This is a genomic window from Mycobacterium sp. smrl_JER01 (assembly GCF_048513595.2).
GTDB lineage: Bacteria > Actinomycetota > Actinomycetes > Mycobacteriales > Mycobacteriaceae > Mycobacterium.
Genome location: NZ_JBLXXK020000001.1, coordinates 2,636,556 through 2,653,062, shown reverse-complemented (window position 1 = coordinate 2,653,062; position 16,507 = coordinate 2,636,556). Strand labels below are relative to the sequence as shown.

Here is a 16,507-nt window from a genome sequence, read left to right as displayed (position 1 = left end):
GGTGAACCTGGACCGCAACAAGACTTCCATCGTCGATGCGATCGAGGCCGGGCTGCTGGCCGGTGCCGTCACGCTGGTCTGGCACGCCGGCGAGGTGCGGCAGGTCAACGAACTGGGGTACCGCGACGTCGAGGCTCGGCTACCCATGCAGCGCGACACCATCTTCCGCATCGCGTCGATGACCAAGCCGGTGACGGTGGCGGCGGCGATGTCGCTGATCGAAGAGGGCAAGCTGCGACTCACCGACCGGGTGGCGACCTGGTTGCCCGAGCTCGCCGACATGAAGGTGCTCGTCGAACCCCGCGGACGGCTCGACCGCACCGTGCCGGCCCAACGCCACATCACGGTGGAAGATCTGATGACCCACCGCAGCGGGCTGGCGTACATGTTCTCGGTGCTGGGCCCACTTTCGGACGCGTACCGCAAGTTGCCGACCCGGCAGGACCAGGACAGGTGGCTCGCCGAACTGTCGGCGCTACCGCTGGCGCATCAGCCCGGCGAGCGCCTGACCTACAGCCACGCCACCGACGTGCTGGGCATCGCGTTGTCCCGCATCGAGGGTAAACCGCTGAGCGAGGTGCTCAGCGAGCGGATCTTCGAGCCGTTGGGCATGTCGGACACCGGCTTTCACGTCGGTCCGACCGGCAGGCGCCGTGCGGCGACGATGTACCAGCTCGACAAGGACAGCACCCTGCGGCACGACGTGATGGGGCCCGCACCCATTGCCGATCCGCCGTTCTGCACCGGCGGCGCCGGATTGTTCTCCACCGTCGACGACTACTTGCGCTTCGCCCGGATGCTGTTGGCCGGCGGCGAGCTCGACGGGGTTCGAGTATTGGCGCCGAAGTCGGTGGACCTGATGCGCACCGACAGGCTGACCGACGACCAGAAGCGGCACGACTTCCTCGGTGCGCCGTTCTGGATCGGCCGCGGATTCGGGCTCAATCTCTCGGTGGTCACCGACACGAGTAGGTCGCGCCAGTTGTTCGGCCCCGGCGGGCTCGGCACGTTCTCCTGGCCAGGCGCTTACGGCACGTGGTGGCAGGCCGACCCATCCGCCGAGGTGATCCTCATCTATCTCATCCAGAACATGCCGAACCTGACCGCCGATGCGGCAGCGGCGGTGGCCGGAAACACCTCGTTGGCCAAACTGCAGAGTGCACAGCCGAAATTCGTGCGCAGCACGTATCAGGCATTGGATATCTGACGGGTTCTCAGAAGCGAGGCGTTGTCGCCGCCGCGGCACACCTGCCGAGGCACGTGAACAGCACTAAGCCACACCGAGCTTGACCGCGAGATCAAGGACAGCCTGTGCGCGGGCCCGCTTGGGTCCGACGCTGCCGTCGTACGCGCCGGTCGGCGCGTCCAGGCTTGCCAGCGTGCGTCGCGCCGCGTCGATCTCCAGAGCAGACGGGCTCAGCAGCGTGTTGATCTCTTCCGCGTGGCCGGCGTCCAGACACAGCCGAGCAGTCATGCCGGCCGCCTTGGCGACCTCGGTGTCGCGAGCGAGGTGGTGCACGTCGTCGCGCAGGGTCGGGCCGTCGATCGGGGCGGGCAGCCCGGCAGCCCGACTGGCGATCACCAGGCGTGCTCGCGGATACGCCAGCACCATCGGATCACCCGACATCCCGGTGTCGCGACGGAAGTCCCCGAGCCCGAACGCGATTCGCGAGCACGCGCGTGCGATCTCGAGCGCGGCCTCGACTCCGAGCGCCGATTCCACCAACGCCACGATCGGTGTTCCGGCGGGAAGTCGCGAGGAGGTCGCGGCGATGTCGGTCCCGGACTCGGTCTTGGCCAGCATCACCCCGGCCAACCCGGGAGCCGGACCCACCACCTCCAGATCGGCATCCCAGTCCGACGTGCCCGCAGCGTTGATCCGCGCCCAGGCGTTCCCGCCGTCACGCAGCCACTGCCCCACGGCCCGCCGTCCCGCCGGCTTCTCCGCGTCGGGCAGACCGTCCTCGACATCGAGGACCACGACATCTGCGGCGTCGGACAGCGTCGTGTCAAAGCCGGGCCGGCCCGGCTGCAGCAGCCACGTCCTGGCCAGGGACCAGTGCGGGCGGCACGTGCGCTGCGTTTGAGGGAAGACCGTCACCCGTCCATCGTGGCTGCCGTGGACGACGGCCAACAGGTTGCGCACATTTTGTTCACCCCGGTTTCTGACGTCGGCCAGGTGGTTCGCACTGCCCGGGCACGGTCGCATCCGGTCACCGTCGCGGCCACGGCTACGTGCCGCCGTCGCCACCGCTCTGCACCGCGGCTGCCGCGGCCCGGATCTGTGGCGTCACCAGCATCACCTGACCCAGCACGCCGTTGACGAATCCCGGCGAGTCGTCGGTCGAGAGCTGTTTGGCCAGCTCCACCGCCTCGTCGACGGCCACCGGCTCCGGCACGTCCTCGGCGTGCAGCAGCTCCCACACCGCGACCCGCAGAATGGCCCGGTCGACCGCGGGGAGGCGGTCCAGCGTCCAGCCCTGCAGATGCGCCGAGATCAGATCGTCGATGTGCGCCGCATGCGCCGTTACCCCCTGCGCCACTGTCACCGTGTAGGGATTGAGCGGAGTCATGTCGTCGGCCTTCTTGTCCGCCAACGCGTTTCGACCTTCCGCGACTTCCGCAGCGGATATGCCGCGCGCCTCGGCCTCGAAGAGCAGGTCTACGGCACGCTTACGCGCCTGGTGTCGACCCCGGTCGCCCTTGCGGTCACTCACCCCGTCGCTCCGCTCGCCGGACTTCAATCCCCCGTCGCTCCGCTCGCCGGACTTCAATCCCCGGTCGCTCCGCTCGCCGAGAACGCCAATCCCCCGTCACTCCGCTCGCCGGGGTGTCAGGCATTGACCCTTCCCAGGTAGCTGCCGTCGCGAGAGTCCACCTTGAGCTTGTCGCCGGTGTTGATGAACAGCGGAACCTGGATCTCGGCGCCGGTCTCCATCGTGGCGGGCTTGGTTCCCGCGCTGGACCGATCGCCCTGCAGACCGGGCTCGGTGTGGGCGACCTCAAGCTCGACGGTGACCGGCAACTCCAGATACAGCGGTGTGCCGTCGTGGAAGGCGATCTGCACGGGCATGCTCTCCAGGAGGAACCCGGCGGCCCGCCCGACCAGCGCTTCGGGCAGGGGGTGCTGCTCGTAATCCTCGGAATCCATGAACACGAAGTCCGAGCCGTCGCGGTAGAGATAGGTGGCATCGCGACGGTCCACCGTCGCGGTCTCCACCTTCACCCCGGCGTTGTAGGTCTTGTCGACGACCTTTCCGGACACCACATTCTTCAGCTTGGTGCGCACAAAAGCCGGACCCTTGCCGGGCTTGACGTGCTGGAACTCGACGATCTGCCACAGCTGGCCGTCGATCTGAAGGACGAGCCCGTTCTTGAAGTCGGCGGTCGATGCCACGCGGTTGTACTCCTAGCTTTCTAGATGATCACCAGCTCTTTGGAAAACCTGGTGAGTAGTTCGGGGCGCTTGTCGACCACGAGCGTGTCCTCGATGCGGACACCGCCGCGGTCGGGCAGGTAGACACCGGGCTCCACGGTCACGGCCGAGCCAGCAAGCAGTGTACCGGCGGCGGTGGCGTTGATTCCCGGCGCTTCGTGGATCTGCAATCCCACCCCGTGGCCGAGGCCGTGCCCGAAGTTCTCAGCGTACCCGGCGTCGGCGATGACCTGCCGCGCGGCTGCGTCCACCTCCTTAAGCGCCACACCTGGCGCCAGCGCCTCCCGGCCGGCCCGCTGTGCATCGGCGACCAGCGCGTAGATGTCGCGCTGCCACTGCGCGACCGGCGCCAGGGCGAAGGTACGGGTCATGTCGGAGTGGTAGCCGGCGACCAGCGCACCGAAGTCGATCTTGACGAAATCACCGGCAGCAAGCACCGCGTCGGTGGGCCGGTGATGCGGGATGGCCGAGTTGGGCCCGGCCGCGACGATCGTCTCGAACGACGCGGCATCGGCGCCGTGGGCCAGCATCAACGCCTCCAGTTCGTTACGGACATCCTTCTCGGTGCGGCCCGCGCGCACGCCGCCACGGTCGAGCAGGTCCTGCAGCGCCGCATCGGCGGCTTCACAGGCCAGACGGAGCAGCGCGATCTCTCCGGCGTCCTTGACCTCCCGCAGACCCTCCACGGTTCCCGGCGCGCGCACGAACTCGCACCGGTCGCCGACCGCCCCGCTCAGCGCCGCGAAGGCGTCGACGGTGACGATGTGGCTTTCGAATCCCAGCGTGCGCACGCCCGCTTCAGCCGCCCGCGCGGCCAGCCGGGCGCCACACGCCCGTTCGATGATCACCTCGGCGTCGGCCGCCTGCCGGGCCGCCTGGGTGCGGTAGCGGCCGTCGGTGGCCAGCACCGGCGTTTCGTGGTCGGCGAGCACCAGCAGGGCGGCGTTGGAACCGGTGAATCCGGACAGGTAACGGACGTTGACCAGGTCGGACACCAGCATGGCGTCCAGTTCGGCTGCTGCCAGGCGTCGGCGCAGCCGGTCGCGGCGCTGAGAAATCGTCACAGCCGGTGACGCTACTCGCTAAGGTGTGGCCTCATGAGTAAGTGGTTGCTGCGCGGACTGGTGTTCGCGGCCCTGATGGTCATCGTCCGACTTCTGCAGGGCGCGATGATCAACGCCTGGGAGACCAGGGCGGGTCTGATCAGCGCCATCCTGGTCTCGGCCTTCGCGGTCGTGGTGTTGGCGTGGGGCTACGTCGACGGCCGTAACGACGCCCGCAACAACCCCGATCCCGACCGGCGCCAGGACCTGGCGATGACCTGGCTGCTGGCGGGTCTGTTCGCCGGCGTGGTCAGCGGCGCGGTGGCCTGGTTCATCGGGGTGTTCTACCGGAACCTCTACGTCGAGGGACTGATCAACGAACTCACCACCTTCGCCGCATTCACCGCGCTGCTGGTGTTCATCGCCGCGATCATCGGCGTCGCGGCCGGGCACTGGCTCGTCGACCGCAAGACCCCCGACCAGCCCAGGCGGCGGGAAGGCGACGACGACCGCGCCGACACCGACGTGTTCGCCGCGGTGCGCGAGGATCGGGATTCCGAGACCTATCCCACCGGCGCCGAGGTCGAGCAGCAGACCTCTCCGGTGGCGCTCGCCGAGGAGGACCGCCCCGCCGAGCGGCGCGACAACTAGCTGCGCGCCACCTCGGCGTACGCCGCGGCCAGCAGTGACGGGTCCGGGCCTTCCAGCCGGCCCGGTTTGCCGAGACCGTCGAGGACCACGAACCGCAGCACACCGGCGCGGGTCTTCTTGTCGCCGAGCATCGCCTCCATCAGCTGGGGCAGCGCGTCGGCGTCGTAGGTGACCGGAAGCCCCAGTGCGGTCAGGATGGCTCGGTGCCGATCGGCGGTGGCGTCGTCGAGGCGGCCGGCCAGCCGACCCAACTCCGCGGCAAAGACCAGCCCCACCGAAACCGCGGCGCCGTGGCGCCACTGGTAGCGCTCGCGACGCTCGATCGCATGCGCCAGGGTGTGACCGTAGTTCAGGATCTCGCGCAGCTGCGATTCCTTCTCATCCGCGGCGACCACCTCGGCCTTGACCGCCACCGCGCGCCGGATCAATTCCGGCAGCACCGGACCGGTCGGGTCGAGCGCGGCCTGGGGATCTGCCTCGATCATGTCGAGGATGACGGGGTCGGCAATGAAGCCGGCCTTCACGACCTCGGCCATCCCGGCCACGATCTCGTTGCGTGGCAACGATTCCAGCGTCGCGAGGTCGATCAGCACCGCAGCGGGCTGATGAAACGCTCCGACCAGGTTCTTGCCGGCGTCGGTGTTGATTCCGGTTTTTCCGCCCACCGCCGCGTCGACCATGCCCAGCAGCGTGGTCGGCACATGCACGATGTCGACCCCGCGCAGCCAGGTCGCCGCCGCGAAGCCCGCGACGTCGGTGGCCGCCCCGCCGCCGAGACTCACGATGGCGTCCTTGCGCCCGACCCCGATTCGGCCGAGCACCTCCCAGATGAATCCGACGACCGGAAGCTCCTTGCCACCCTCGGCGTCCGGCAGCTCGATACGGTGCGCGTCGATTCCCTGCTCTGCCAAGTGGTTTCGGATCGCCTCCGCAGTCTGCGTGAGCGTGGGCTGGTGCAGGATCGCAACCTTGTGCCTGCCGTCGAGCACGCGCGTCAGATCGCCGAGCAGTCCTGTGCCGATGATCACCGGGTAGGGCGGATCGGTGTGCACTTCGACGGTCACCGGATCTGTCGCCGGCTGTGTCACTGCGTGTCCTTTCTCCGGCACGGCGTTCCCGTGCTCTTTTTGGCCGCGACTGCAGCGGGACTCGGCGGCGCCTCGGTCGACGGCGATGCGGTCAGCGACAACGGTGCGCGGCGCCACACCGGTCGCCTGCGACGGCGCTCCGGCTTGGCCGAGGGGTTCTCCAGCCGGGTGACGATGTGCCGCACCACCGCACCCGGGTTGCGGTGATTGGTGTTGACGCGCATCGTGGCAACCTGGCGGTACAGCGGAACCCGTTGCGCCATCAGCTTTTTGTACTTTTCGTTGCGGTCAGGGCCGGCCAGTAACGGCCGCACGGTCGAGCCGCCGGTGCGCCGCACGCCTTCTGCGGCGCTGATCTCCAGATAGATCACGGTGTGACCGCACAACGCCTCCCGCACGCCTGCGGTCGTGACCGCCCCGCCCCCGAGCGAGAGCACGCCGTCGTGACCGGCCAGCGCGTCACGGATGACCTTCTCCTCGATGCGACGGAACTCGGTCTCGCCATCGGTGGCGAAGATATCAGCGATGGTGCGGCCGGTGGCCTGCTCGATGGCGACATCGGTGTCCAGCAGCGGCACCTGCAGGCTCTTGGCCAGCCGACGCCCGATGGTGGACTTCCCCGAACCGGGTAGGCCGACCAGAACCGCCTTGGGCGCCATCAACCCGATGCCCTTGCCCCGCTGGTGGACGGTTCGCGCGCCGCCACAGCCCGCAGATAGTTGTCGATGTTGGCCTGCGTCTCCTCAAGCGAGTCGCCCCCGAACTTCTCCAGCGCCGCACGGGCCAGCACCAGCGCCACCATCGTCTCGACGACCACACCGGCTGCGGGTACCGCGCACACGTCGGAGCGCTGGTGGATCGCGACGGCCTCCTCACCGGTGGACATGTCCACCGTGGCCAGTGCCCGCGGCACGGTGGAGATCGGTTTCATCGCCGCGCGCACGCGAACCGGCAGCCCGTTGGTCATGCCGCCTTCCAGACCGCCGGCCCGGTTGGTGGAGCGCATCAGCCCGTCCGGGCCGGGATAGATCTCGTCGTGTGCGACGCTGCCCCGCCGACGCGCCGTCTCGAACCCGTCGCCGATCTCGACGCCCTTGATCGCCTGGATGCCCATCACCGCGCCGGCCAGTTGACTGTCGAGCCGGTTGTCGCCGCTGGTGAACGATCCCAGTCCGACAGGCAGACCATGTGCGACCACCTCGACCACCCCGCCAAGGGTGTCACCGTCTCGTTTGGCGGCCTCGATCTCGGCGATCATCAGCGCCTCGCTGTCGGCGTCGAACGCCCGAACCGGGCTGGCGTCGACTGCCGCCAGATCCTGAGCCTGCGGTGGCGGACCGGCATAGGGCGTCGACGCGCCGATCGAGATGACGTGCGACACGATCTCAACCCCGAGCGCCTGCTTGAGGAACGCGCGGGCCAGGGTTCCGGCGGCGACCCGGGCGGCGGTCTCGCGCGCGCTGGCGCGCTCCAGCACCGGGCGGGCGTCGTCGAACCCGTACTTGAGCATGCCCGCGTAGTCGGCGTGTCCCGGACGCGGCCGCGTCAACGGCGCGTTACGGGCGGCGCTGTCGGCCAGCGTCGCGGGATCGACCGGATCGGGAGCCATCACCGCCTCCCATTTCGGCCACTCCGTGTTGCCGATCTCGATGGCGATCGGGCCGCCGAGAGTGACCCCGTGCCGCACCCCGGTCAGCATGGTGACCTGGTCCTGCTCGAACTTCATCCGGGCGCCGCGCCCGTAACCCAGGCGACGGCGGGCCAGCTGGGCAGCGATGTCCTGGGTGGTCACCTGGACGCCGGCGACCATCCCCTCGACCATGGCCACCAACGCCCGACCGTGGGATTCACCTGCAGTAGTCCATCGCAACACGCGACCCATTTTCGCACGGCGAACCCGCAGTCCGGAAAACCCGCCGGTGCTAGAGCAGAACCAGCGCGATCACCGCACCGGACGACAAGCACATCGACGGCCCGTGCGGCACGCTCGGCGCCGCACCCGTCGAACGCATACACAGGGCCAGCCCCGCGGTCAACAGCGCCGCCCCGAGAGCGGCCACCACCCAGACATCGGCACCGAACGACCCGGTCAGCGCGCCGAGGCCGACCGCGAGTTTGACATCTCCGGCACCCATGGCCGACGGCGCGATCAGGTGCACCGTGGCGTAGATCGTGAACAGCGCGGCCGCGCCGAGTGCGGCGGCGCGACCGTGCCCGGCCAGCACCGCGTAGGTCAAGATCGCCGCCGCTCCGGGCACTGTGAGCAGGTTGGGCAACCGCCGCAGCCGGATGTCGAACGCACTCAACACGATCAACCACACCGACACACCGATCACGGCCACCGCCTGCCCCGCCTGCCCCATCCGATCAGGCTATGACCGCGCGAGCGCCTGTCTCATCGCCTCTTTCGGTGCGGGCCGCCCGGTGAACTGCTCGACCTGCGTGACGGCCTGATTCAGCAGCATCTCGAGCCCGCCGATCACCCGACCACCGGCCGCGTCCACCGCAGCCGCCAGCGGGGTGGGCCACGGATCGTAGATGGCGTCGAGCAGCACCGGGGTGGCTGCCAACGCGGGCGCGTGCGGGGCGACGGCGTCGGCGGGCACCGTGTTGACCACCACGTCGACACCGGACACCGCGGCGGCCAGCCGGTCGTCCTCGAGGCCGATCCAGTCGGCCGCGGCGCCGCACCGCCGGGCAAGGTCGATCAGGGCGGCGGCTTTGGTGGCGTTGCGGGCGGCCACCGTCACCGCGCGGGCGCCCAATGTCACCAGCCCGACGACCACCGCCGGCGCGGTGCCACCCGAGCCGATCACCATCGCGCGGTCGGACACCGCCGTTGTGGACAGGGCTCCGACGACGCCGTCCACATCGGTGTTGTCGGCGCGCCAACCCTTCGCAGTGCGCACCAACGTGTTGGCCGAGCCGAGCAGCCGAGCGCGATCGGTGGCCTCGTCGGCGACCCGCAGCGCGGCGAACTTACCCGGCATCGTCACCGAAACCCCGACCCACTCGGGCCCGAACCCGGCCACCACGCCGGGCAGTTGCTCGCCGGTGCACTCGATGCGGTCGTAGGTCCACTCCGTCAACCCCAGAGCCCGGTAGGCCGCCAGATGCAGCTGCGGTGAGCGCGAGTGGCGAATCGGCGAGCCCAGGACGGCTGCCCGTCGAGGTCCACCGGTCATCGCGGCATTACCGGGCCGAGTCCAGCACGCCGTTGCGCCGTGCGATCTCGATGTTCGCAAGGTGCTGCTCGTATTCCCGGGTGAACAAGGTGGTGCCCTGCATGTCCACGGTCACGAAGTACAGCCAGTCTCCTGGCTCGGGTTGTTCGGCAGCCAGCAGTGCCGGCAGGCTCGGCGAACAGATCGGGGTGGCAGGAAGCCCGGGACGGACGTAGGTGTTCCACTCCGTCGCTTGGGCGCGATCGGCGTCGGTGGTGGCGACCTCGATCAGGTCCAGCGGATAGTTCACTGTCGAGTCGAACTCCAAGGTGCGGTTCTCGGCGAGCCGGTTGTAGATCACCCGCGCGACCTTGGAGAAATCCTCCGGGGTGGCTTCCCGCTGCACCAGGGAGCCAACCGTGAGGATCTGATAGGGCGTCATGTTCAGCGTGGCGGCGGTGTCGAGCAGTCCGCCCGCCTCGTACTGGGCCGCGCTGGTGCTGATCAGCTCGGCCAGGATCTGCTGCGGTTGCGCCGACGGGTCGATGTTCCAGGTGCCGGGCGCGATGAGACCTTCGAGCCGGCGATGGTCTGACCCCATCGCCTCGACCGCGGCGGTCGCCCATCCCGGCACCTCCAACTGGGCCGGGTCGGCGTTGCCGGCGATGCTCTTGAGATCGTCGGCCGACACGCAGCGGCGGTCCCCGTCGAGCTCTACGCACGATGCGTTGGAGATCAGCGTGAGGATCCCTTCGGTGACGGCGTTGGTCTTGACGTCGCGCACATCGTCGAGCTGTCGTCCTTCGGGGATGACCAGCCTGCCCACCCGGCTGTCCGGATCGGCGAGCCGCTGTACCGCGTCGGCGGCCGGAATCTCGGTGCGGACCTTGTAGAACCCGGGCTGGATCGCCGAGATCGCCGCGTTGCCGTCGGCGGCGTCGACGAACACCTTCACGTTGGCGACGACATTGTTGTCCTGCAGCGTCTGACCGATCGCGGTGGTGGAGTCCCCGTCGTGAACCTCGATGACGACATCGTTGACACCGGCGCCGGCGAAATCGCCGCTAGAGCCGCCGAACAGTGAGTTCCACATCTTCGAGCCGAGGAACACCGCAACGACCACGATCACGGTGAGCAGCGACAACGCCACTACGGCGGCGACGCGCCGCCTCCGGCGCAGGCGCGCCTCGCGGGCCCGCTCACGCCGCGTCATCCGCCGCCGCGGTGGCCCCACCGCGAGCGGTTCGGCACGGTCACTGCGCCAATCCTCAGTCATCCAAGACCTCTCCGTGTGCGGGCAGCGCTGCCCGCCGCTGGTCCAACCAGCTCTGAAGGATCCCCACCGCCGCGGCCTGATCGATCACCGATCGTTGACCGCGGGCACGAACACCTGCCTCCCGCAGGGCACGCTGCGCCGTCACCGTGGTGAAGCGCTCGTCACTCAAACGTACTGGTACCGGCGCGATCCGTTCGGCCAGCGCCTGCGCGACCGCCACGGCGTCCCGGGCCGACGCCCCGGCACGGTCGGCCAGTGTCCGCGGCAGACCGATCACCACTTCGACCGCTCGGTACTCCTCTACCAGCGCGGCCAGCCGGCGCACGTGTTTGGTTCCGCGACTGTCGCGGATCACCGTCTCGACCGGGGTGGCCAGGATCGCATCCGGATCGCTGACGGCGACGCCGATCCGTACCGTGCCGACGTCGACACCGAGGCGACGTCCGCGTCCCGGGTCCGGAGCCGTGTTCGGATCTCCAGGCCGATCGGGTACGCGGCTGGTCCAGTCGGTGTCGGGCACGGGGTCAACTCCGGCCTATCTCCGCGCGTATCGCTGCCAGCGCGGCGTCGGTACCCGCCGCGCCCTTGCCGGAACCCTGCGCCAGATCTGCCTTGCCTCCGCCGCGGCCGTCGACCGCGGCCGCTACCAGCTTGACCAATTCGTCGGCGCGCAGTCCGTGGTCCTGAGCGGCCTGGTTGACCGACACCACGAACGGGACCGAGTCGTTGTCGCCTGCCGGACCGGCGATCAGCGCGATCACCGCGGGATCGCTGCCCAGCTTGCCCCGAATGTCGCCGACCAGCGACCGCAGGTCGCCCGCGGACACCCCGCCGGCCATCCGCTGCGCCACCAGTCGGACGGCGCCGATCTGCTCGGCGCCGGCAGCGGCGTTCACCGCGGCCGAGCGCGCGCCGGCCAGACGCATCCGGTCGAGTTCCTTCTCGGCGGCGCGCAGTCGCTCCACCAGCGTCGCGACCCGCGCAGGCACCTCCTCCGACGGCACCTTCAGCGATGAGGCCAGGCCCGCCATCAGCGCGCGCTCCTTGGCCAGGTGACGGAACGAGTCCAGTCCTACGTAGGCTTCCACCCGGCGCACGCCGGAACCCACCGAGGACTCCCCGAGGATCGTCACCGGCCCGATCTGAGCCGAGCTGCGCACATGGGTTCCGCCGCAGAGCTCAAGGGAGAACGGACCACCGATCTCTACCACCCGCACCTCGTCGGGGTAGTTCTCGCCGAAGAGCGCCATCGCGCCCATGGCCTTGGCCTGCTCCAGGCCGGTGGTGAAGCTGTGCACCTCGAAGTCGGCTTCGACGGCCTGGTTGGTGACTTCCTCGATCTGAGCGCGCTGGTCGTCGCTGAGCCCGCCCTGCCAGTTGAAGTCGAAGCGCAGATAACCCGGCCGGTTCAACGATCCGGCCTGAACAGCATTGGGGCCCAACACCTGTCGCAGGGCCGCGTGCACCATGTGGGTACCCGAGTGCCCCTGGGTGGCGCCGTGGCGCCACCGCGGGTCGACAGCGGCGACGACGGTGTCACCTTCGACGAACTCTCCGGACTCCACGTTGACCCGGTGTGCCCACAGCGTTTTGGCGATCTTCTGGACATCGGTGACAGCGGCTCTGGTCGTCTCCGAAGATCCGGTGCCGGAGATGGAGCCCTCGTCGGCGATCTGGCCGCCCGATTCGGCGTAGAACGGGCTGCGGTCCAGGATCAGCTCCACACGCTCGTGGGCACCGTCGCGGCCGGTGTGCGCCACCACCGGAACTCGCTTGCCGTCCACAAATATGCCGAGAACCCTTGCCTCGGTGGTCAACTCGTCGAAGCCGGTGAATTCGGTAGGTCCGGCGTCGACGAGTTCACGGTAGGCCGACAGATCGGTGTGGGCCTGCTTGCGCGCTGCCGCATCGGCTTTGGCGCGGGCCCGCTGTTCGGCCATCAGGCCACGGAAGCCCTCCTCGTCGACGCTCAGGTCGGCCTCGGCGGCCATTTCCAGGGTCAGCTCGATCGGAAAGCCGTAGGTGTCGTGCAGTGTGAACGCGTCACGGCCGGAGAGCTTCCCCGCACCTGAGGCCTTGGTGGCGCGGGCGGCCTCGTCGAACAGCCGGGAGCCGGAGGCCAGCGTGCGGTTGAACGCGGTCTCCTCGGCGACGGCGATGCGCTGGATGCGATCGAAGTCCTTCGCCAGTTCGGGATAGGACGGGCTCATGGCGTCGCGGACCGTGACCATCAGCTCCGACATGACCGGCCGGTCCACCCCGAGCAGTTTGGCGGCCCGGATGATGCGCCGCAGCAGACGCCGCAACACATACCCGCGACCCTCGTTGCCGGGACTGACCCCGTCACCGATGATGATCGCGGCGGTTCGGGTGTGGTCGGCGATGATCCGGTAACGGACGTCATCGGCGTGTGAGCCCTGGGCATACCCGCGCGGCGCCAGACCGGCGACGAGGTCGATCACCGGACGCAGCAGATCGGTCTCGTAGACGTTGTCCACGCCCTGCAACAGACAGGCCACCCGCTCGATGCCCATGCCGGTGTCGATGTTCTTGCGCGGCAACGGGCCCAGGATCTCGAAGTCCTCTTTGGAGGTTCCTTCGCCGCGCTCATTCTGCATGAACACGAGATTCCAGATCTCGATGTAGCGGTCTTCGTTGGCTTCGGGTCCGCCTTCGACACCGTAGTCGGGCCCTCGGTCGTAGTAGATCTCCGAAGAGGGTCCGCACGGTCCGGGGATGCCCATCGACCAGTAGTTGTCGGCCATACCGCGGCGCTGGATGCGCTCCAGCGGCAGGCCGGCCACCTCCTGCCAGTAACCGATGGCCTCGTCGTCGTCGAGATAGACGGTGGCCCAGAGCCGTTCGGGATCAAAGCCGTACCCGCCCTGTTCGACCGGGTTGGTCAGCAGGGTCCAGGCGAACTCGATCGCGCCCTTCTTGAAGTAGTCGCCGAAGCTGAAGTTGCCGGCCATCTGGAAGAACGTGTTGTGCCGGGTGGTGATCCCCACCTCGTCGATGTCCGGGGTGCGGATGCACTTCTGGACGCTGACGGCACGATCCCACGGGGGGGTGCGCTGGCCGAGGAAGTACGGCACGAACTGCACCATGCCGGCGTTGACGAAGAGCAAGTTGGGGTCGTCGAGGATCACCGAGGCGCTGGGCACCTCGGTATGACCCGCCTTCACGAAGTGATCAAGGAAGCGCTTCCTGATCTCGTGTGTCTCCACGTCCTGGTGTCCTTCGGTCCAACCTGCGAATACTCGACCGCACCACAGTACCGGTCGCCGACTCGCCGAGACCGTCAGCCCGACACGAAGCTCAGGCGCACCGAACGCCGAGGATTGTCCCTGTTCAAGTCCACCAGGACGATGCTCTGCCACGTCCCCAACAGCGGCTCCCCGCCCGCCACCGGTACCGTCACCGACGGCGACACCAACCCGGGGAGGACGTGGTCGGCGCCGTGACCGGGTGATCCGTGGGCGTGTCGGTAGCGGTCGTCTCGGGGCAGAAGTCGCTCCAGCGTCTCGATAAGGTCGTCATCGGAGCCTGCGCCGGTCTCGATGACGGCCAACCCGGCGGTCGCGTGGGGCACGAATACGTTGCACAGACCGTCCCGGTGCGCCGCGCAGAAGTCCCGCACCGCCGAGGTCAGATCGACGATGCGGCGGTCGGAGGTGTCCAGATCGAGCACTTCGGTGTTCATCTGTCCGAGCGTAGAAGGCCTGCCACGGCCCGAAAGGAAGTGACCGGTGCGCCAACGCCCCAAGCTCACGTTGCAGCAGTGGGAGAAACGGTCGGAGTGGCCGCTCGCCGGCGTCGCCCTGGTCTTCTTGGTGACGTACTCGATACAGGTGCTCGCCCAGCCCCCGGCTCCGGTGGGCGGCGCGCTGCAACTGCTCAACACCGTGCTCTATATCGCGTTCGTCGCCGATTACCTCATCCGCCTGGCGCTGGCCGACCGGCGGTGGCGGTGGTTCGTGCGCCATCTGCTGGATCTGGCGATCGTCGCGCTGCCGTTCCTGCGCCCGCTGCGGTTGTTGCGTCTGGTGGTGCTCATCTCTGCCATGCATCGCGCGGCCGGTGACGCCATCCGCGGCAGGGTGGCGATGTACACCGTCGGCGGATCGATTCTGCTCATCTACGTCGCGTCGCTGGCGGTCCTCGACGCCGAGCGGCATGCGCCCGGGGCCGAGATCACCTCGTTCGGTGACGCGCTGTGGTGGGCGATGACCACTGTCACCACCGTCGGCTACGGCGACCTCGCGCCGGTGACGACCACCGGTCGGGTGGTGGCGGCGTTGCTGATGGTCGGCGGCATCAGCCTGTTGGGTGTGGTCACCGCCACGCTGGCGTCCTGGATCGTGCAGCGGGTCGCCGAGGAAGACACCGCGAATCAGGCAGCGACCGCCGCGCAGATCGATGCGTTGCGTGCCGAAGTGCGCCGACTCTACGAGGCGCAGCAGCGCCGCGACCAACACCTCGGACACCCGATGCGGCACACCGAGCCGGTTTCCCGGTCCACCGGAACCGATTGACGCCGGCGTTTATTCGATTGGGCGCCAGGGTACTTCTGCGGCAGCCGCCCATCCCTGGAGGAGAGAAATGACCATCACCGGCATCATCACCGCAATCCTCGTCGGCACCGTCATCGGCGTACTCGGCCGGCTGGTGCTGCCCGGCAAGCAACCGATCGGGATGCTACTGACCATCTTGGTCGGCATCGTGTCGGCGTTCGTGGGCACCGCGCTCGCCCGTGCGATCGGAATCCCCACGGCCACAGCAGGAGTGGACTGGCTCGAGCTGGTCGTGCAGGTCGTCGTCGCCGCCGCGGGCGTGGCGCTGGTGGCCGCACTGATGGGCCGACGCCGGACGGGTGTCCTGGGTCGTCGACGCTCGGGTCTGCTGCGCTGATTGTGCAGCGACGGCACCCTTGGTGATCCCGGCCGGGCCCCCGACCGGCCGGGATCACCTTTTGCGGTTTGGCGTCCTCACGGGCGTACGTCCTTGAGCAGCGTGTCGAGCTTCTGGTAACCCTCGCTCATCCCTGTCTCCATTCCCGAGGACAGCAGCGCGTCGCGGGCGTCGGTGGTGGGACAGATCGAGCGTCCGCGCAGCCGCGAACGGCCCCCACCGAGATCCTCGAACCACAGGAATTCGAGGTTCACCATTCCCGGGGCGCCCTCGAATTCGAAGGTCTGGATGATCAGTTCATCGGTTCGCACAGTGTGGAAGGTGCCGTTGAACCCGAAGCTGCCGTGCTCGTTTCGGTGCGTATAGCGGTAGCCGCCGTGGTCGGCACAGTTCCACTCGGTGATGTCCATCTCCAATCCGTGCGGTCCGAGCCACTGCTTGACGAGTTCGGGATCAGTGTGGGCCCGGAACAGCGCGCCCACGGGCGCGTCGAATTCGCGGGTGAACTCCATGGCGAGGGTGTCGACGGGAGCGGTCAACGTCAGTCCGGTGGTCATGTCGGTTTTCCTTCCTGGGTTTGGTCGACCGGATGCGCCCCCAGCAGGGCGTCCAGCCGACGGTAGTTTCGTTCGGCGTCCAACCGGTATCGGTCGATCCAGCCGGTCAGCGCTTCCAGTGCGGCGGCATCCAGATGCACGGGTCGACGCTGCGCGTCGCGGGTCCTGGTGACCAAGCCCGCCTGCTCAAGCACCTGAATGTGTTTGGACACCGCCTGTTTCGTGATGGCGAACGGCGCGGCCAACTCATTGACCGTCGCCGGCCCCCGGGACAGCCGTGCCACCAGGGCGCGGCGCACCGGGTCCGCCAGCGCCATGAAGGCCCGGTCCAGTTCAGCAGCCTCGTCGAGTTCAGCACCCTCGTCGAATTCAGCACCGTCG

At 68.5% G+C, this 16,507-nt stretch carries 18 protein-coding genes and 1 pseudogene; 4 read left to right on the top strand and 15 right to left on the bottom strand.

The genetic code is table 11. The annotated features are described in order from the left end of the window. Position 1 precedes the first annotated feature (1 nt). A complete protein-coding gene (locus tag ACNUDN_RS12600) occupies positions 2 to 1,207 on the top strand; it encodes a serine hydrolase domain-containing protein (protein ID WP_419122256.1) in 1,206 nt (401 codons plus the stop codon). A gap of 63 nt (positions 1,208 to 1,270) precedes the next feature. Here ACNUDN_RS12600 and ACNUDN_RS12595 read toward each other — a convergent pair whose 3' ends face one another. From ACNUDN_RS12595 to ACNUDN_RS12580, 4 genes are all read right to left on the bottom strand, one after another. Further along, on the bottom strand, positions 1,271 to 2,101 hold the full coding sequence (locus ACNUDN_RS12595) for an HpcH/HpaI aldolase/citrate lyase family protein (RefSeq protein ID WP_419122255.1): 831 nt from the start codon (positions 2,099 to 2,101) through the stop codon (positions 1,271 to 1,273). Positions 2,102 to 2,231: 130 nt separating this feature from the next. Further along, positions 2,232 to 2,717 (bottom strand): transcription antitermination factor NusB, encoded by a 486-nt coding sequence (gene nusB / locus ACNUDN_RS12590; protein ID WP_419122254.1) that lies wholly within the window; start codon positions 2,715 to 2,717, stop codon positions 2,232 to 2,234. A 116-nt stretch (positions 2,718 to 2,833) separates the two neighbouring features. Beyond that, positions 2,834 to 3,397 carry an elongation factor P gene (efp, locus tag ACNUDN_RS12585; RefSeq protein ID WP_419122253.1) on the bottom strand — a complete coding sequence of 188 codons (564 nt, stop codon included), beginning with the start codon at positions 3,395 to 3,397 and terminating at the stop codon, positions 2,834 to 2,836. 20 nt (positions 3,398 to 3,417) lie between these two features. Beyond that, positions 3,418 to 4,500 carry an aminopeptidase P family protein gene (locus tag ACNUDN_RS12580; RefSeq protein ID WP_419122252.1) on the bottom strand — a complete coding sequence of 361 codons (1,083 nt, stop codon included), beginning with the start codon at positions 4,498 to 4,500 and terminating at the stop codon, positions 3,418 to 3,420. A gap of 33 nt (positions 4,501 to 4,533) precedes the next feature. Here ACNUDN_RS12580 and ACNUDN_RS12575 point away from each other — a divergent pair, with 33 nt between their 5' ends. Then, the gene (locus ACNUDN_RS12575; protein ID WP_419122251.1) at positions 4,534 to 5,130 is read left to right on the top strand and encodes a B-4DMT family transporter; all 597 of its coding nucleotides are present in this window, start codon (positions 4,534 to 4,536) and stop codon (positions 5,128 to 5,130) included. Here ACNUDN_RS12575 and aroB read toward each other — a convergent pair. From aroB to ACNUDN_RS12530, 9 genes and pseudogenes are all read right to left on the bottom strand, one after another. Further along, on the bottom strand, positions 5,127 to 6,218 hold the full coding sequence (gene aroB / locus ACNUDN_RS12570; RefSeq protein ID WP_419122250.1) for a 3-dehydroquinate synthase: 1,092 nt from the start codon (positions 6,216 to 6,218) through the stop codon (positions 5,127 to 5,129). The two genes, ACNUDN_RS12575 and aroB, sit on opposite strands and share 4 nt — an antisense overlap. A 149-nt stretch (positions 6,219 to 6,367) precedes the next feature. Next, a pseudogene (locus ACNUDN_RS12565) lies at positions 6,368 to 6,877 on the bottom strand (shikimate kinase); the annotation flags it as partial. After that, positions 6,877 to 8,091, bottom strand: a complete 1,215-nt coding sequence (gene aroC / locus ACNUDN_RS12560; RefSeq protein ID WP_419122249.1) for a chorismate synthase — start codon at positions 8,089 to 8,091, stop codon at positions 6,877 to 6,879. The pseudogene ACNUDN_RS12565 and the gene aroC, both read right to left, overlap by 1 nt. A 49-nt stretch (positions 8,092 to 8,140) precedes the next feature. Beyond that, a complete protein-coding gene (locus tag ACNUDN_RS12555) occupies positions 8,141 to 8,581 on the bottom strand; it encodes a prepilin peptidase (protein ID WP_419122248.1) in 441 nt (146 codons plus the stop codon). 9 nt (positions 8,582 to 8,590) lie between these two features. Beyond that, on the bottom strand, positions 8,591 to 9,403 hold the full coding sequence (locus ACNUDN_RS12550) for a shikimate dehydrogenase (RefSeq protein ID WP_419122247.1): 813 nt from the start codon (positions 9,401 to 9,403) through the stop codon (positions 8,591 to 8,593). Between the two features lie 7 nt (positions 9,404 to 9,410). Continuing rightward, entirely contained in the window at positions 9,411 to 10,658 is a 1,248-nt protein-coding gene (locus ACNUDN_RS12545) for an endolytic transglycosylase MltG (protein ID WP_419122246.1), read from the bottom strand. After that, positions 10,651 to 11,178 carry a Holliday junction resolvase RuvX gene (gene ruvX, locus ACNUDN_RS12540; RefSeq protein WP_419122245.1) on the bottom strand — a complete coding sequence of 176 codons (528 nt, stop codon included), beginning with the start codon at positions 11,176 to 11,178 and terminating at the stop codon, positions 10,651 to 10,653. The genes ACNUDN_RS12545 and ruvX overlap by 8 nt, the downstream gene beginning before the upstream one ends. Before the next feature lie 4 nt (positions 11,179 to 11,182). After that, positions 11,183 to 13,885 (bottom strand): alanine--tRNA ligase, encoded by a 2,703-nt coding sequence (gene alaS / locus ACNUDN_RS12535; RefSeq protein WP_419122244.1) that lies wholly within the window; start codon positions 13,883 to 13,885, stop codon positions 11,183 to 11,185. A 74-nt stretch (positions 13,886 to 13,959) separates the two neighbouring features. Continuing rightward, the gene (locus ACNUDN_RS12530) at positions 13,960 to 14,349 is read right to left on the bottom strand and encodes a secondary thiamine-phosphate synthase enzyme YjbQ (RefSeq protein WP_419125134.1); all 390 of its coding nucleotides are present in this window, start codon (positions 14,347 to 14,349) and stop codon (positions 13,960 to 13,962) included. Between the two features lie 58 nt (positions 14,350 to 14,407). Here ACNUDN_RS12530 and ACNUDN_RS12525 point away from each other — a divergent pair, with 58 nt between their 5' ends. Continuing rightward, positions 14,408 to 15,193 carry a potassium channel family protein gene (locus ACNUDN_RS12525; protein ID WP_419122243.1) on the top strand — a complete coding sequence of 262 codons (786 nt, stop codon included), beginning with the start codon at positions 14,408 to 14,410 and terminating at the stop codon, positions 15,191 to 15,193. 67 nt (positions 15,194 to 15,260) lie between these two features. Beyond that, positions 15,261 to 15,569, top strand: coding sequence for a GlsB/YeaQ/YmgE family stress response membrane protein (locus tag ACNUDN_RS12520; RefSeq protein WP_419122242.1), 309 nt, complete (start codon positions 15,261 to 15,263; stop codon positions 15,567 to 15,569). 77 nt (positions 15,570 to 15,646) lie between these two features. Here the strand turns inward: ACNUDN_RS12520 and ACNUDN_RS12515 are convergent, their stop codons facing one another. Together ACNUDN_RS12515 and ACNUDN_RS12510 are read right to left on the bottom strand one after the other, a co-directional pair. Next, positions 15,647 to 16,126 carry an SRPBCC domain-containing protein gene (locus tag ACNUDN_RS12515; protein WP_419122241.1) on the bottom strand — a complete coding sequence of 160 codons (480 nt, stop codon included), beginning with the start codon at positions 16,124 to 16,126 and terminating at the stop codon, positions 15,647 to 15,649. Next, positions 16,123 to 16,443 (bottom strand): ArsR/SmtB family transcription factor, encoded by a 321-nt coding sequence (locus ACNUDN_RS12510; protein WP_419125133.1) that lies wholly within the window; start codon positions 16,441 to 16,443, stop codon positions 16,123 to 16,125. Before ACNUDN_RS12510 ends, ACNUDN_RS12515 begins: the two co-directional genes overlap by 4 nt. Between the last annotated feature and the right edge of the window lie 64 nt (positions 16,444 to 16,507).